The 17,026-nt window shown below is 66.0% G+C and carries 12 protein-coding genes; all 12 read right to left on the reverse strand.

Translation table 11 applies throughout. The features are described 5' to 3' along the window. Positions 1-43 precede the first annotated feature (43 nt). A complete protein-coding gene (gene fusA, locus ACN20J_RS20780; RefSeq protein WP_189844510.1) occupies positions 44-2,173 on the reverse strand; it encodes an elongation factor G in 2,130 nt (709 codons plus the stop codon). Positions 2,174-2,212: 39 nt separating this feature from the next. Beyond that, the gene (gene rpsG, locus ACN20J_RS20785) at positions 2,213-2,683 is read right to left on the reverse strand and encodes a 30S ribosomal protein S7 (RefSeq protein ID WP_030345396.1); all 471 of its coding nucleotides are present in this window, start codon (positions 2,681-2,683) and stop codon (positions 2,213-2,215) included. 2 nt (positions 2,684-2,685) lie between these two features. After that, complete coding sequence (gene rpsL, locus ACN20J_RS20790) at positions 2,686-3,057, reverse strand: 30S ribosomal protein S12 (protein ID WP_003948652.1); 372 nt, start codon at positions 3,055-3,057, stop codon at positions 2,686-2,688. A 288-nt stretch (positions 3,058-3,345) separates the two neighbouring features. Further along, on the reverse strand, positions 3,346-3,972 hold the full coding sequence (locus tag ACN20J_RS20795; protein WP_419666500.1) for a DUF1707 and DUF4190 domain-containing protein: 627 nt from the start codon (positions 3,970-3,972) through the stop codon (positions 3,346-3,348). A gap of 133 nt (positions 3,973-4,105) precedes the next feature. After that, a complete protein-coding gene (locus tag ACN20J_RS20800; RefSeq protein WP_055610508.1) occupies positions 4,106-8,005 on the reverse strand; it encodes a DNA-directed RNA polymerase subunit beta' in 3,900 nt (1,299 codons plus the stop codon). Positions 8,006-8,102: 97 nt separating this feature from the next. After that, the gene (gene rpoB, locus ACN20J_RS20805; protein WP_189844516.1) at positions 8,103-11,585 is read right to left on the reverse strand and encodes a DNA-directed RNA polymerase subunit beta; all 3,483 of its coding nucleotides are present in this window, start codon (positions 11,583-11,585) and stop codon (positions 8,103-8,105) included. A gap of 664 nt (positions 11,586-12,249) precedes the next feature. Beyond that, positions 12,250-12,633, reverse strand: coding sequence for a 50S ribosomal protein L7/L12 (gene rplL, locus ACN20J_RS20810; protein ID WP_143642864.1), 384 nt, complete (start codon positions 12,631-12,633; stop codon positions 12,250-12,252). 109 nt (positions 12,634-12,742) lie between these two features. Beyond that, positions 12,743-13,273 carry a 50S ribosomal protein L10 gene (gene rplJ, locus ACN20J_RS20815; RefSeq protein WP_055610505.1) on the reverse strand — a complete coding sequence of 177 codons (531 nt, stop codon included), beginning with the start codon at positions 13,271-13,273 and terminating at the stop codon, positions 12,743-12,745. A 309-nt stretch (positions 13,274-13,582) separates the two neighbouring features. Next, positions 13,583-14,443, reverse strand: coding sequence for a DUF1396 domain-containing protein (locus tag ACN20J_RS20820; RefSeq protein ID WP_419666501.1), 861 nt, complete (start codon positions 14,441-14,443; stop codon positions 13,583-13,585). A gap of 146 nt (positions 14,444-14,589) precedes the next feature. Further along, positions 14,590-15,513 carry a hypothetical protein gene (locus tag ACN20J_RS20825; protein ID WP_419666502.1) on the reverse strand — a complete coding sequence of 308 codons (924 nt, stop codon included), beginning with the start codon at positions 15,511-15,513 and terminating at the stop codon, positions 14,590-14,592. A gap of 163 nt (positions 15,514-15,676) precedes the next feature. After that, positions 15,677-16,402 carry a 50S ribosomal protein L1 gene (gene rplA / locus ACN20J_RS20830; RefSeq protein WP_189844519.1) on the reverse strand — a complete coding sequence of 242 codons (726 nt, stop codon included), beginning with the start codon at positions 16,400-16,402 and terminating at the stop codon, positions 15,677-15,679. 77 nt (positions 16,403-16,479) lie between these two features. Further along, positions 16,480-16,914 (reverse strand): 50S ribosomal protein L11, encoded by a 435-nt coding sequence (rplK, locus tag ACN20J_RS20835; RefSeq protein WP_030359033.1) that lies wholly within the window; start codon positions 16,912-16,914, stop codon positions 16,480-16,482. Positions 16,915-17,026: the final 112 nt, after the last annotated feature.

Consider the following 17,026-nt stretch of genomic DNA (forward strand, 5'->3'; position numbering starts at 1 on the left):
CCCGTCGGTCGGTGTCAAGCCTAAAGCGTGCAAACGGTGTGCGTTACTCGCCCTTGGCCTTCGCGATGATCTCCTCGGCGACGTTCCGGGGAACCTCGGCGTAGGAGTCGAACTGCATCGAGTAGCTTGCGCGACCCGAGGTCTTGCTGCGGAGGTCGCCGACGTAGCCGAACATCTCCGAGAGGGGCACGAGGCCCTTCACGACACGGGCGCCGCTGCGCTCCTCCATGGCCTGGATCTGGCCACGGCGGGAGTTGAGGTCGCCGATGACATCACCCATCGACTCCTCGGGCGTGGTGACCTCGACGGCCATCATCGGCTCGAGCAGCACGGGGCTGGCCTTGCGAGCGGCCTCCTTGAACGCCTGCGAGCCGGCGATCTTGAAGGCGAGCTCGGAGGAGTCGACCTCGTGGTAGCCACCGTCGAGAAGAATGACGCGGACGCCCGTCATCTCGTAGCCGGCCAGGATGCCGAACTGCATGGCCTCCTGCGCACCGGCGTCCACCGACGGGATGTACTCCCGCGGGATACGGCCACCGGTGACCTTGTTCACGAACTCGTACGCCGGACCATCGGTCTCGGTGATGGGCTCGATCGCGATCTGCACCTTGGCGAACTGACCGGTACCACCGGTCTGCTTCTTGTGGGTGTAGTCGTGACGCTCGACGGCCTTGCGGATCGTCTCACGGTACGCGACCTGCGGCTTACCGACGTTGGCCTCGACCCTGAACTCACGGCGCATACGGTCGACCAGCACCTCGAGGTGCAGCTCGCCCATACCACCGATGATGGTCTGGCCGGTCTCCTCGTCCGAGTGAACCTGGAAGGAGGGGTCCTCCTCCGCGAGACGCTGGATGGCTACACCCAGCTTCTCCTGGTCACCCTTGGACTTGGGCTCGATGGCGACCTGGATGACCGGCGCCGGGAAGTCCATGGACTCCAGGATGACCGGGTGCTTGTCGTCACTGAGCGTCTCACCGGTGGTGGTCTGCTTCAGGCCCATCACGGCGACGATGTCGCCGGCGCCCACCGCCTCGATCTCCTCACGCTTGTTCGCGTGCATGCGGTAGATCTTGCCGATGCGCTCCTTCTTGCCCTTGACGGAGTTCAGCACGGCAGTGCCGGACACCAGGCGGCCCGAGTAGACCCGGACGAAGGTGAGCTTGCCCAGGTGCGGGTCGCTCATGATCTTGAACGCGAGGGCGGACAGCGGCTCGTCCACGGACGGCTTGCGCTGGATGACGACCTCGGGGTCCTTCACGTCGTGGCCCTCGATGGCCTCGACGTCAAGCGGGGTCGGCAGGTAGCGCACGACCGCGTCGAGCAGGGGCTGAACGCCCTTGTTCTTGAACGCGGTGCCACAGAACACCGGGGTGACCGTGGTGCCCTCGGACTTGCCGGACGCGATGGTGATACGGCGGATCGCGGCGTACAGCTGCTCCACGGAAGGCTCCTTGCCCTCCAGGTACAGCTCCATGATCTCGTCGTCGTTCTCGGCGACCGTCTCGACGAGCTTGCCGCGGTACTCCTCGGCAGCCTCGGTGTGGGTGGCCGGGATGTCGACGACGTCGTACATCTCGCCCTTCTCCGCCTCGGCGGACCACACGAGAGCCTTCATCGTGACCAGGTCGACGACGCCCTTGAAGTCGGCCTCGGCACCGATCGGGAGCTGCATGACGATCGGCTGCGCGCCGAGGCGGCCGCTGATCATGTCGACGCAGCGGTGGAACTCCGCGCCGGTCCGGTCGAGCTTGTTCACGAAGCAGATGCGCGGCACGCCGTAACGGTCGGCCTGACGCCACACCGTCTCGGACTGCGGCTCGACACCCGCGACACCGTCGAACACGGTGACGGCACCGTCGAGGACGCGGAGCGAACGCTCCACCTCGACCGTGAAGTCGACGTGACCCGGGGTGTCGATGATGTTGATCGTGTAGTCGTTGTCCTCAAGCGGCCAATGACAGGTGGTAGCAGCAGAGGTGATCGTGATGCCACGCTCCTGCTCCTGCTCCATCCAGTCCATGGTGGCAGCGCCGTCGTGGACTTCACCGATCTTGTAGCTGACGCCGGTGTAGAAGAGGATCCGCTCGGTGGTGGTCGTCTTACCCGCGTCGATGTGGGCCATGATCCCGATGTTGCGGACCTTGGCCAGGTCAAGTGAAGTGGTAGCCATAAGGCTTCGGTCTTCTCTCGGTCTCGATGGGGGTAGCGACTACCAGCGGTAGTGCGCGAAGGCCTTGTTGGACTCGGCCATCTTGTGGGTGTCCTCGCGCTTCTTCACAGCGGCACCAAGGCCGTTGGAGGCGTCGAGAAGCTCGTTGAGCAGACGCTCGGTCATGGTCTTCTCGCGACGGGCGCGGGAGTAACCGACCAGCCAGCGCAGCGCCAGGGTGCTCGCGCGGCCGGGCTTGACCTCGACCGGCACCTGGTAGGTGGCGCCACCGACACGGCGGGACTTGACCTCGAGGGTCGGCTTGATGTTCTCAAGAGCGCGCTTGAGCGTGATGACCGGGTCGTTGCCGGTCTTCTCGCGCAGGCCCTCCATGGCGCCGTAGACGATGCGCTCGGCGGTGGAGCGCTTGCCGTTCAGCAGCACCTTGTTGATGAGCGACGTGACAAGAGGAGAACCGTAGACCGGGTCGATGATGACCGGGCGCTTCGGGGCGGGGCCCTTACGAGGCATTTCTACTTCTCCTTCTTGGCGCCGTAGCGGCTGCGGGCCTGCTTGCGGTTCTTGACACCCTGGGTGTCCAGGGAACCTCGGATGATCTTGTAGCGAACACCCGGCAGGTCCTTCACACGGCCACCACGCACGAGCACGATGGAGTGCTCCTGCAGGTTGTGTCCCTCACCCGGAATGTAAGCGGTGACTTCGATCCCGCTGGTCAGACGCACACGCGCGACCTTACGCAGGGCCGAGTTCGGCTTCTTCGGGGTGGTCGTGAACACACGCGTGCAGACGCCGCGACGCTGGGGCGAACCCTCGAGTGCGGGCGTCTTGTTCTTCTCGACCTTGTCCTGCCGGCCCTTCCGGACCAGCTGCTGGATCGTAGGCACTACTTCTCCGGTTTCTGTGTGCCGAATGGTGAAGCTAACCTGGAACATCGCCGACCCACGCGGTCGGGTGTGTCGAATCCTGCAGACTCTCGCCGTGAGGCGAGAAGGGCGCAGATTTACGGTGGCCGCTTACGACTCCCCTTGCGGTTTGAAGGCACGCACGGGAGCCAGGGCACACCCCAGGCACAAGGTCTGAGCGTACCTACCTCATACGCTGCGGTCAAAACAAATGGGCCGCACTACCATCCGTGAGCGGACCATGCCAACCCGCCAAGCCGTCCGTGATCTTCATCCGGTCGTCAGCGCGGCGATGAGCAGCAGCGTCACCACCAGGGTCCAGCTGGCCGTGGCCAGCCATCCGATGACGAGCCCGGTGAGCGCCAGACCGTCACCGCCCTCGCCCCTGCGCCGGATCTCGGAGCGCGCGGAATGGCCGAGAATCACCGCGGGAAGACCGGTGAGCCCGAAGGTCACCAGGCACAGCCCGCCGCAGATCGCCGACCCGATCGCCTTCTCGTTCGTCTTCGGCACGGGAAGGGGCAGGAACGTCCGTGGCACGGCTCCTACGGCCGCCGGGAGCGGTACGGGCCCCTGGGGCAGGTCGGCCACCAGAAGGGCCAGCTCGCCCACCGTACGGGCCGCGTAGGCCCGCGCCACGCGCTTCTCGAACTCGGCCTGCTCCATGCGTCCCTCGCCGAAGCCGGCTCTGAGCACGTCGACGGCCCGCTCCCGGTCCGCGTGCGAGGCGAGCATCGAATGACTGCCGTCCGCGTACCCGGGCTGCGGAGGACCGCCCTGCCCGTACCAGACGGGCGGCTGAGCGCCCTGCCCACGCCACGACGGCACACCACCCGGCCCCGGCCGGGCCTGCGGATCCTTCGGCCCCTCCCCGGGCTGCCACGACGGGTACGACACGGGAGCACCTCCCCCCGAAAGACTGGGCTTCCATCATGCTCCAACGCGGCATTTCCGGCATAGGTTCCCGTCACGGAAAAGCCGAAGGGCGGCCACCCCGGAGGGTGACCGCCCTTCAACTCAAGCAACCCGCTTACTGGTTGTACGGACCGTAGTCGTAGTCCTCCAGCGGAACGGCCTGGCCGGAGCCCGTGCCGAACGGCGAGTAGTCGATGTCGTCGTAGCCGACGGCCGAGTACATCGCGGCCTTGGCCTCCTCGGTCGGCTCGACCCGGATGTTGCGGTAGCGGGACAGGCCCGTACCGGCCGGGATGAGCTTACCGATGATGACGTTCTCCTTGAGGCCGATCAGGGAGTCGGACTTGGCGTTGATCGCCGCGTCCGTCAGAACCCTGGTCGTCTCCTGGAAGGACGCCGCCGACAGCCACGACTCGGTGGCCAGCGACGCCTTGGTGATACCCATCAGCTGCGGACGGCCGGAGGCCGGGTGGCCGCCTTCCTGGACCACACGACGGTTCTCGGTCTCGAACTTCGACCGCTCGACGAGCTCGCCGGGCAGCAGCTCCGCGTCGCCCGACTCGATGATCGTCACACGGCGGAGCATCTGCCGGATGATGATCTCGATGTGCTTGTCGTGGATCGACACGCCCTGCGAGTTGTAGACCCGCTGGACTTCGCCGACCAGGTGGACCTGGACGGCACGCTGACCCAGGATGCGCAGCACGTCGTGCGGGTTGGTGGCACCCACGGTGAGCTTCTGGCCCACCTCGACGTGGTCGCCCTCGCCCACCAGCAGACGGGCACGCTTCGAGATCGGGAACGCCGTCTCGTCGCTGCCGTCGTCGGGGGTGACGACGAGCTTCTTGGTCTTCTCGGTCTCCTCGATCCGCACGCGGCCGGAGGCCTCGGAGATCGGGGCGACACCCTTCGGCGTACGAGCCTCGAAGAGCTCGACGACACGGGGCAGACCCTGGGTGATGTCGTCACCGGCCACACCACCGGTGTGGAAGGTACGCATCGTCAGCTGCGTGCCGGGCTCACCGATGGACTGGGCGGCGATGATGCCGACCGCCTCACCGATGTCGACCAGCTTGCCGGTGGCCAGCGAACGGCCGTAGCACATGGCGCAGGTACCGACGGCGGACTCGCAGGTCAGGACCGAACGGGTCTTGACCTCCTCGATGCCGTACTTGACGAGCTCGTCGATGAGGACGTCGCCCAGGTCGGTGTTGGCCGGGGCCAGCACCTTGCCGTCGACGGTGATGTCCTCGGCCAGCGCACGTGCGTACACGCTGGTCTCGACGTTCTCCGTCTTGCGCAGGACTCCGTCGGAACCCCGCTCGGCGATCGCCAGACGCAGACCGCGGTCGGTGCCGCAGTCCTCCTCGCGAATGATGACGTCCTGCGAGACGTCCACCAGACGACGGGTGAGGTAACCCGAGTCGGCGGTACGCAGGGCGGTGTCAGCCAGACCCTTACGGGCACCGTGCGTGGAGATGAAGTACTCCAGGACGGACAGGCCCTCACGGAAGGACGCCTTGATGGGACGCGGGATCGTCTCGTTCTTGGCGTTCGACACCAGACCACGCATACCGGCGATCTGACGCATCTGCATCATGTTTCCGCGAGCGCCCGAGTTGACCATCATCGAGACCGGGTTGGTCTTCGGGAAGTTCGCGTTCATCGCCTCGGCAACCTCGTTGGTCGCCTTGGTCCAGATCGCGATGAGCTCCTGCGTGCGCTCGTCCTTGGTGATCAGACCACGCTCGTACTGCTTCTGGACCTTCTCGTCCTGGTCCTCGTAGCCCTTGACGATCGCGCGCTTCGCGTCGGGAACGACGATGTCGGAGATGGCCACGGTGACGCCGGAACGGGTCGCCCAGTAGAAGCCGGCCGCCTTCAGGTTGTCGAGCGTCGCCGCCACGATGACCTTGGGGTAGCGCTCGGCGAGGTCGTTGACGATCTCGGAGAGCTGCTTCTTGCCGACCTCGTAGTCGACGAACGGGTAGTCCTCGGGCAGCAGCTCGTTGAAGAGCGCGCGGCCCAGGGTGGTGTTCAGGCGGAAGGTGTCACCCTGCTGCCACTCCGGGTCGCCCTCCTCCTGAGCCGGCGGGGTCCAGCCGCGCGGCGGGATGGTGCCCACCGGGAAGCGGATGTCCACGCGCGACTGCAGCGAGAGGTCACCGGCGTCGAACGCCATGATCGCCTCGGCCGCGGAGCCGAAGGACCGGCCCTCGCCCTTGACGTCCCGCAGCTCGCCGTCGGTGGTGAGGAAGAACAGACCGAGGACCATGTCCTGGGTCGGCATCGTCACCGGACGGCCGTCCGCGGGCTTGAGGATGTTGTTCGAGGACAGCATCAGGATGCGGGCCTCGGCCTGCGCCTCCGCGGAGAGCGGCAGGTGCACGGCCATCTGGTCACCGTCGAAGTCCGCGTTGAACGCGGTGCAGACGAGCGGGTGGATCTGGATGGCCTTGCCCTCGACCAGCTGCGGCTCGAAGGCCTGGATGCCGAGGCGGTGCAGCGTCGGCGCACGGTTCAGCAGAACCGGGTGCTCGGCGATGACCTCTTCCAGGACGTCGTACACGACCGTGCGGCCGCGCTCGACCATGCGCTTGGCGCTCTTGATGTTCTGCGCGTGGTTCAGGTCGACCAGGCGCTTCATCACGAACGGCTTGAAGAGCTCCAGCGCCATGGCCTTCGGCAGACCGCACTGGTGCAGCTTCAGCTGCGGACCGACGACGATCACGGAACGCGCGGAGTAGTCCACGCGCTTGCCGAGCAGGTTCTGACGGAAACGACCCTGCTTGCCCTTGAGCATGTCGCTCAGGGACTTCAGCGGGCGGTTGCCCGGACCGGTGACCGGACGACCACGACGACCGTTGTCGAACAGCGCGTCGACGGCCTCCTGGAGCATGCGCTTCTCGTTGTTCACGATGATCTCGGGCGCGCCGAGGTCGAGAAGCCGCTTCAGACGGTTGTTCCGGTTGATCACACGGCGGTACAGGTCGTTCAGGTCGGAGGTCGCGAAGCGGCCACCGTCCAGCTGCACCATCGGGCGAAGGTCCGGCGGGATGACCGGGACGCAGTCGAGAACCATGCCCTTGGGGCTGTTGGAGGTCTGCAGGAACGCAGACACGACCTTCAGCCGCTTCAGCGCACGGGTCTTCTTCTGGCCCTTGCCGGTACGGATGATCTCGCGGAGGCGCTCGGCCTCCTCGTCCAGGTCGAAGGACTCCAGGCGCTTCTGCAGGGCAGCCGCACCCATGGAGCCGTCGAAGTAGGTCCCGAAGCGGTCACGCAGCTCGCGGTAGAGGAGCTCGTCACCCTCCAGGTCCTGGACCTTGAGGTTCTTGAAGCGGGTCCAGACCTCGTCGAGACGGTCGATCTCGCGCTGCGAACGGTCCCGCAGCTGCTTCATCTCACGCTCGGCACCTTCGCGCACCTTGCGGCGCACGTCGGCCTTGGCGCCCTCGGCCTCGAGCTCGGCCAGGTCGGTCTCGAGCTTCTTGGCGCGGGTCTCGAGGTCGGCGTCGCGGCGGTTCTCGATCTGCTGACGCTCGACGGAGACGTGAGCCTCCAGCGACGGCAGGTCGCGGGTACGACGCTCGTCGTCCACGTACGTGATCATGTACGCGGCGAAGTAGATGACCTTCTCGAGGTCCTTCGGGGCGAGGTCGAGCAGGTAGCCCAGCCGCGACGGAACGCCCTTGAAGTACCAGATGTGGGTCACGGGAGCGGCCAGCTCAATGTGGCCCATCCGCTCACGACGCACCTTGGCGCGAGTGACCTCGACGCCGCAGCGCTCGCAGATGATGCCCTTGAAGCGGACACGCTTGTACTTGCCGCAGTAGCACTCCCAGTCCCGGGTCGGACCGAAGATCTTCTCGCAGAAGAGTCCGTCCTTTTCAGGCTTGAGGGTGCGGTAGTTGATGGTCTCCGGCTTCTTGACCTCACCGTGGGACCACTGACGAATGTCGTCAGCGGTAGCAAGGCCGATCCGCAGCTCGTCGAAGAAGTTGACGTCGAGCACTTGTCGTCAATCCCTCTTTCGGGGTCGATTCTTCACTGGTCTGACTGGGGTCCGGGGTTAGCCGGGGCTCTTGTTCAAGGAGCCCCGGCCAGACCCGTCAGACCTCTTCGACGCTGCTCGGCTCGCGCCGGGACAGGTCGATACCGAGCTCCTCCGCGGCGCGGAAGACGTCCTCGTCCGTGTCGCGCATCTCGATGGACATGCCGTCCGAGGACAGCACCTCCACGTTGAGGCAGAGCGACTGCATTTCCTTGATGAGCACCTTGAAGGACTCGGGAATGCCGGGCTCGGGGATGTTCTCGCCCTTGACGATGGCCTCGTAGACCTTCACTCGGCCGGTCACGTCGTCGGACTTGATGGTCAGCAGTTCCTGGAGGGCGTAAGCGGCGCCATAAGCCTCGAGCGCCCACACCTCCATCTCACCGAAGCGCTGGCCACCGAACTGGGCCTTACCACCCAGCGGCTGCTGGGTGATCATCGAGTACGGACCGGTCGAGCGGGCGTGGAGCTTGTCGTCGACCAGGTGGTGGAGCTTGAGGATGTACATGTAGCCGACCGAGATCGGCTCCGGGAACGGCTCGCCGGAGCGGCCGTCGAACAGAGGCGCCTTACCGGTGGGGAGCACCATGCGCTCGCCGTCGCGGTTCGGAATCGTGTGCTGCAGCAGACCGGCCAGCTCGTCCTCACGCGCACCGTCGAAGACGGGGGTGGCGACGTTCGTGCCCGGGTCGACCTTGTCGGCCTCGATGGCCTGGAGGCGCTGCGCCCAGTCGTCCGCCAGACCGGAGACGTCCCAGCCGCGGCTGGCGAGCCAGCCGAGGTGGATCTCCAGGACCTGTCCCGGGTTCATTCGGGACGGGACACCCAGCGGGTTGAGGATGATGTCGACCGGGGTGCCGTCCTCCAGGAACGGCATGTCCTCGATCGGCAGGATCTTCGAGATGACACCCTTGTTGCCGTGACGGCCGGCGAGCTTGTCACCGTCCGTGATCTTGCGCTTCTGCGCCACGTAGACACGAACCAGCTGGTTCACGCCCGGCGGCAGCTCGTCGCCCTCTTCACGGTCGAAGACGCGGACGCCGATGACCTTGCCGATCTCGCCGTGCGGCACCTTCAGCGAGGTGTCGCGCACCTCGCGCGCCTTCTCACCGAAGATCGCGCGGAGCAGGCGCTCCTCCGGGGTCAGCTCGGTCTCACCCTTGGGCGTGACCTTGCCGACCAGGATGTCGCCGGCGACGACCTCGGCACCGATGCGGATGATGCCGCGCTCGTCGAGGTCCGCCAGGACCTCCTCGGAGACGTTCGGGATGTCCCGGGTGATCTCCTCGGGGCCGAGCTTGGTGTCACGGGCGTCGACCTCGTGCTCCTCGATGTGGATCGAGGAGAGGACGTCGTCCTGGACGAGGCGCTGCGACAGGATGATCGCGTCCTCGTAGTTGTGACCCTCCCAGGGCATGAAGGCGACGAGCAGGTTCTTGCCCAGCGCCATCTCGCCTTCCTGGGTGGCCGGACCGTCGGCGAGAACCTGGTTCTCGACGACCCGGTCGCCCTCGTCCACGATCACCTTCTGGTTGACCGAGGTGCCCTGGTTGGAGCGCGAGAACTTGGCGACGCGGTACGTGGTGTACGTGCCGTCGTCGTTGGCGACGGTGATGTAGTCCGCGGATACCTCCTGGACGACACCCGCCTTCTCGGCCTTGATGACGTCACCGGCGTCGACGGCGCAGCGGTACTCCATGCCCGTACCGACGAGGGGGGCCTCGGCGGTGATCAGCGGCACGGCCTGGCGCATCATGTTCGCGCCCATGAGGGCACGGTTGGCGTCGTCGTGCTCCAGGAAGGGGATCATCGCGGTCGCGACGGACACCATCTGGCGCGGGGAGACGTCCATGTAGTCGACGTCGTCACCGGGGACGTAGTCGACCTCGCCGCCACGACGGCGGACCAGGACACGGGCCTCGTCGAAGCGCATGTCGTCATTGAGCGAGGCGTTGGCCTGCGCGATGACGAACCGGTCCTCCTCGTCGGCTGTCAGGTAGTCGACCTCGTCGGTGACCTGGCCCTCGACGACCTTGCGGTACGGCGTCTCGACGAAACCGAACGCGTTGATCCGGCCGTAGGAGGCGAGCGAGCCGATCAGGCCGATGTTCGGGCCTTCGGGGGTCTCGATCGGACACATGCGGCCGTAGTGCGAGGGGTGCACGTCACGGACTTCGAAGCCGGCCCGCTCACGGGACAGACCACCCGGGCCGAGCGCGTTGAGACGACGCTTGTGCGTCAGGCCCGACAGCGGGTTGTTCTGGTCCATGAACTGCGACAGCTGGCTGGTGCCGAAGAACTCCTTGATGGAGGCGACGACCGGCCGGATGTTGATCAGGGTCTGCGGCGTGATCGCCTCGACGTCCTGAGTCGTCATCCGCTCACGGACGACACGCTCCATACGCGCCAGACCCGTACGGACCTGGTTCTGGATGAGCTCGCCGACGTTGCGCAGACGACGGTTGCCGAAGTGGTCGATGTCGTCGGTCTCGACGACGATCGAGGCGCCGTTGGGACCAACGGTCTCGGTCTCACCGGCGTGCAGCTTCACCAGGTACTTGATCGTCTCGATGATGTCTTCGACGGTCAGGATCCCGGCGTCCAGCGGGGCCTCGCTGCCCAGCTTCTTGTTGACCTTGTAACGGCCGACATTGGCGAGGTCGTAACGCTTCGGGTTGAAGTAGAGGTTCTCCAGAAGCGTCTGCGCGGCCTCACGGGTCGGGGGCTCGCCCGGACGCAGCTTGCGGTAGATGTCGAGCAGTGCGTCGTCCTGGCCCTGGGTGTGGTCCTTCTCCAGGGTGGCGCGCATGGACTCGTACTCGCCGAACTCCTCGAGGATCTGCTCGGTCGTCCAACCGAGAGCCTTCAGGAGAACGGTGACGGACTGCTTGCGCTTGCGGTCGATGCGGACACCGACCATGTCGCGCTTGTCGATCTCCATCTCCAGCCAGGCACCCCGGGAGGGGATGACCTTGACCGAGAAGATGTCCTTGTCGGACGTCTTGTCGATGGAGGAGTCGAAGTAGACACCCGGCGAACGGACCAGCTGCGTCACGACGACACGCTCGGTGCCGTTGATGACGAAGGTGCCCTTGTTGGTCATGAGCGGGAAATCACCCATGAAGACCGTCTGGGACTTGATCTCGCCGGTCTCGTTGTTGGTGAACTCGGCCGTGACGAAGAGCGGGGCCGCGTACGTGAAGTCGCGCTCCTTGCACTCGTCGATCGAGTTCTTGGGAGGCTCGAAGCGGTGGTCGCGGAAAGTCAGGGACATCGACCCGGAGAAGTCCTCGATCGGGGAGATCTCCTCGAAGATCTCCTCCAGACCGGACTTGGTGGGGACGTCCTGTCCGCTGTCCAGAGCCGCCTCGACACGAGCCTTCCACGCGTCGTTTCCGAGCAGCCAGTCGAAGCTCTCGGTTTGCAGCGCAAGAAGGTTCGGAACCTCGAGGGGCTCCTTGATCTTTGCAAAAGAGATGCGCAGCGGGGCGGTGCTGGCGCCGTTGTTCGTATTCGCGGAGGCAGTGCGCGAGGCGGCCAAGAGGGGGTCCTTCCGAGGGCTCGGACTCACTACGCGCGTACCGGTCCCAAGCCGGACACCAGGACAGCCGTTTCCTGAATCAGCCAAAAGGCCAGGTCAGGATCGGTTCAATCCACAGTGCTGAAGCGAGGGCATGCCCCTGGTGACGGGCAGGAGGCAGCTAACAGGCAGCGCAAAGGGTCAGTGTAGCCACTAGGCCCACTGATGTCCAGTGCGGGTTTTTGAAGACCCTCGTTGTTCTCAACCCCTGCTGCAAGCCACGCCCTCGATGCACATCGATACTGCCCTCTTCGCCACCGATCCATGCCTCGGATCCGGATCGTTGTGACGACGCGTCCTGAGAATTGCGCGCTGCGTGCGGTTCGTCAAGGCCCCCCATGCCCGAACCGGGTGCTGCCATCGTCACTTGCAACCCGTCTTGCAACCTGTCTCGCTGCCCGTCACAGGGCGGCCGGAGGCACGAACGAAGATCACCATACTCGTAGCGACCGACAGCGCAAGGCAGTCGCCGCACGGCCCCCTCGAACGCCGAAGAGCGACCACCCAGATGGATGATCGCTCTTCGGTGCGTCAGCGTTACAGCCCCTGCGGGAGCGGCTGTGTCGGCCCGCTGGAGCCGTCGCCGCGGGGCGCCCTCAGGCGCCCCGGCGGGCGGCTCGTGGTGTTACTTGACCTCGACGGAGGCGCCGGCGCCCTTGAGGGACTCGGCGGCCTTCTCGGCGGCGTCCTTGGCGACCTTCTCGAGGACCGGCTTCGGAGCGCCGTCCACGAGGTCCTTGGCCTCCTTGAGACCCAGCGAGGTCAGCTCACGCACGACCTTGATGACCTGGATCTTCTTGTCGCCGGCACCCGTGAGGATGACGTCGAACTCGTCCTGCTCGGCCTCGGCCTCGGCGGGGGCGGCGGCACCGGCGGGGCCGGCAACGGCGACCGCGGCGGCGGCGGTGACGTCGAACTTCTCCTCGAAGGCCTTCACGAACTCGGAGAGCTCGATGAGGGTGAGGGACTCGAACTGCGCGAGCAGCTCTTCCTGGGACAGCTTCGCCATGATGGCGTCCTTCCACTAATTCGGCAGGTGCCGGATGTACTGGTGAGGCGGGCGTACGTTCGGCCCGCTACGACCGTCGCCTCAGGCGGCGGTCAATGCGCGAGCCGAATTACTCGGCACCGCCCTGCTCTTCGAGCTTGACGCGAAGCGCCTCCGCAGTGCGGACGAACTTCGACGGAAGCGCCTGGAAGAGCTGCGCAGCCTGAGTCTGCTTGCCCTTCATGGCACCCGCCAGCTTGGCGAGCAGAACCTCGCGGGACTCGAGGTCCGCAAGCTTCTTGATCTCGTCGGCGGACAGCGCCTTGCCGTCAAGGACACCGCCCTTGATGACGAGGTTGGGGTTGTCCTTGGCGAAGTCACGAAGACCCTTCGCCGACGTCACCGGGTCACCGGAGATGAAGGCAACCGCCGTCGGACCGTTGAACAGGTCGTCGAGCGTCGAGATCCCGGCCTCGTTGGCCGCGATCTTGGTCAGCGTGTTCTTCACCACGGCGTACTGGGCGTCTTCACCGAGCGAACGACGCAGCGTCTTGAGCTGCGCCACGGTGAGACCCCGGTACTCGGTCAGCACAGCGGCGTTCGAGCTGCGGAACTGGTCCGCGAGCTCGGCTACCGCGGCAGCCTTGTCGGGCCTTGCCATAAGCGTGGCCTCCTTCCGGGTGATGAGGACCGCTCAGAAGGAGACTGGGAAAACGAAACGCCCCGGCGCAGGCGCACGGGGCGTGACTCGACCGAACGGATCCGTACGAAGTACGGGACTGCCCGGGAGTTCATCCACAGTCACCTACGCGGGTCGTCCGCAGTTTCAGCGGATCCTTCGGTCACCGCGCCCTCCAGGAGCACACGGCAACGACCAGCGGTCTTTGGCTTCTGTGGAAGGTTACGTGAACGGGTCGCTGTCAAGCAAATCCGTACGTGGGCCGACGCCGTACGCCGGCCCACGCCGGGGTCAGCTCTCGATGTCGCCCATCATCTCGGCGAGGTCCATGACGTCCTTGGCGGGCGGCGCCTCGACCGTCACGGGCTTGTTGTAGTCGACGAAGGTGATGGTCATGTCGAGCTTGCCCTTGTCGGCGTCGCCCTTCATGCGGAACCGCTTGGTGCGGTCGTCGCCGTCGATCCACATGTCCATCGTGAGCGCGTCCACGCCCATCTTCTCGTACTGCTCAAGGCTCTTCTCCCGCTGCTCACGGGTGGCCTTGCTCTCGCTCTTGAGGGACTTGCGGAACTCGTCGAGGGTGACCGTGCCCTTGTAGTGGGTGGTCTCGACGCCGTCGATCTTCTCGGTGCCGACCTTCTTCACGTCCTTGGAACCGGTGAGGAAGGTGGACTCCTGGGCCGGGTTCTTGTCGGCCGTCCCGGCGCCCGGAGCCGCGCCCCCCAGCGCGTCCTCCCCCAGCGTGGACAGGTCGAACTTGATCCAGCTCTTGCCGTCCATCTCCTTGGCGGCCGCGGCGCCCCCGCCTATGTACATCGCCTTGTCGACGAGGCGGATCTCGGCGGTGCCGTCCGCGCCCTGGTCGAGGGCGGTCATCTTCATGCTCATGGCGACGTCCGGCTTCATGCGCATCTGGGCATCGGCCTTGACGCGCCCCTCCTCAGGGGTCCTGCCGGTCATCCGGTAGCTGATGGAGGTGATGTCCTCCGTGTTCTTCGCCGCCTTGGCCACGGCCGCGGCGGGCGTCATCTTCGGTGACTCCTCGCTCGCGCCGTCCTTCGAACAGCCGACGGCACCCCCGGCGAGGACCAGCGCGGCGAGTGCCGCACCGGTCGTCCTACGACGCACGGATCCGCGCACAGAAATCTTCATGGTTCCCCCCAAGGAACAGATGAGCGACTCACAGACAGGGCGTGAGCGTATCCCAGAGGGACTCGGCCGGTCCTCCGAGTTCCTTGAGGCCCGTGGGACGTCCGGGGCGCCCTGAAGGCGCCCCTCCGCGTCCCGTACGAGGGCTCTCAGGCCGCCGGCTGAGTCTGCATCAGGTCCTTGAAGTCGGCGGTGTCGCCCGCCGGGGGTTCCTCGGTGGAGATCTTCACGCCGTAGTCGCTGTAGAACGCCGTGGAGGACATCGAGCCGGTCGCCAGCTCACCCTTCTCGACCTTCTTGACCAGCAGGTCCTCGTCGTTGACCCATATGTCGATGGTCTCGGTGGTGACTCCGGCCTGCTCCAACTGGCGCTTCATGTCTGCCAGTTGGTCCGCGTTGAGGTTCGAGCTCTCGCCCGCGAGGTCCGCGACGTCGACCGTGCCCGAGTAGTGCGTGGTGTTCTCGCCGCGCACCTTCTCCTCGCCGACCTTCTTGACGTCCCCGGAGGCCAGCAGGAGCTTCACCGACTGGTTCGGCGTGGTGTTCTGCATCTGGTCCTTCATGTACGCGCCCGATCCGCCGGCGAGGTCCGCCAGGTCGTCGTACGCGTACTTGATCCAGTGCTTGCCGCCGGACTGCTCGGCGAACTTGTCGCCCATCTTCGCGTAGTAGGCATCCGGCAGATAGCGGGCCTCCATGGAGGTGGTGCCCAGCTGCCGCATCTGGTCGGCCATCGTGCCGCCGGTGTACGTGATCGTCAGGGTGCCGGTGAGGCCGTCGGCCCAGCCGAGGGCGCCGTCCGCCTCCATGGACATGATCGTGCCCATGGTCGTGGTGGACTCGACCTTGGCGGAGTCGGCCTTGTCGGTGGACTTCTCGACGGTGCGCAGGGCCGCGATCGGGTTCGCCTGGGTCTTGGCCTTGCCGGCCGCCTTGTCGCCCCCTCCGGAGCTTGCGCCCGAGCTCCCGCCCGAACCCCCGTCGGAGTCCGAGCCGCTACAGGCCGCGACCCCCGTCAGCGCGGCGGCCATCGCGATCGAGACAGTCGCGCGTCGCACGGCAGTGCTCTTCATTCGTCCCCCTATGCGATTCCTGTGCCTTGCACGCTAGCGCAGGGCACTGACACCCGGTCCGGAATCGGGCATCTGACAAAGAGGGACGGGCCCCGCACCTCGAAAGGTTGCGGGGCCCGTCCTGGAATCGCGTGTGCGACGCGGCTGCCGGTGAGCGTCAGGCTCAGACGGAGGCCGGGTCCTCCTCGACGAGGAGGTTGCGGGTGCGGTTCGGGTCGAGCGGGATACCGGGGCCGATCGTCGTGCTGATCGCGGCCTTCCGGATGTAACGACCCTTGGCGGCGGACGGCTTCAGACGGAGGATCTCCTCCAGCGCGGCGCCGTAGTTCTCCACCAGCTGGGTCTCGTCGAACGAGGTCTTGCCGATGATGAAGTGCAGGTTCGAGTGCTTGTCGACGCGGAACTCGATCTTGCCGCCCTTGATCTCGGTCACGGCCTTGGCCACGTCCGGGGTCACGGTGCCGGTCTTCGGGTTCGGCATCAGACCACGCGGGCCGAGGACACGGCCCAGGCGGCCGACCTTGCCCATGAGGTCCGGGGTGGCGACGACGGCGTCGAAGTCCAGACGGCCCTTCGCCACCTCGTCGATGAGCTCGTCGGAGCCGACGATGTCGGCGCCCGCGGCGGTCGCTGCCTCGGCACGGTCACCGGTCGCGAAGACCAGGACCCGGGCGGTCTTACCGGTGCCGTGCGGGAGGTTCACGGTGCCACGGACCATCTGGTCGGCCTTGCGCGGGTCGACACCCAGGCGGAAGGCGACCTCGACGGTGCCGTCGAACTTGCTCGTGGAGGTCTCCTTGGCGAGACGGACGGCCTCGAGCGGGGCGTACTGCTTGTCCCGGTCGATCTTGGCGTCCGCAGCGCGGAGAGACTTGCTGCGCTTGCTCACTACTGCTCCTGTGTGTTCTGAGGAGTCGTGGTGTGGGCCGAGCAGGCCCTGCCACGGTCTTTCCTACGGGGTGGAGGTCAGCCCTCGACCGTGATGCCCATGGAACGGGCGGTGCCGGCGATGATCTTCGACGCGGCGTCCAGGTCGTTGGCGTTCAGGTCGGGCATCTTCGTGGTGGCGATCTCGCGGACCTGCGCCTGGGTGATCTTGGCGACCTTGGTCTTGTGCGGCTCGCCGGAGCCCTTCTCCACGCCCGCGGCCTTGAGGATCATCTTCGCGGCCGGCGGGGTCTTGGTGATGAAGGTGAAGGAGCGGTCTTCGTAGACCGTGATCTCCACCGGGATCACCCAGCCACGCTGCGACTCGGTCGCGGCGTTGTAGGCCTTGCAGAACTCCATGATGTTGACGCCGTGCTGGCCCAGCGCGGGGCCGACCGGCGGCGCCGGGTTGGCCGCACCGGCCTGGATCTGGAGCTTGATGAGCCCCGTGACCTTCTTCTTCTTGGGAGGCATTGCTCTCTCCGGGTCCTAGTGAGAGTTTTCAGCCGCCGATCCGGATCATCCGGACGGAGGCATACCGCACAACGATAACGGGTATCTGTGCGCGGCCAAAAACCGAGCAGGT

This window comes from Streptomyces sp. 2-1 (genome assembly GCF_048564895.1).
Lineage (GTDB): Bacteria > Actinomycetota > Actinomycetes > Streptomycetales > Streptomycetaceae > Streptomyces > Streptomyces phaeochromogenes.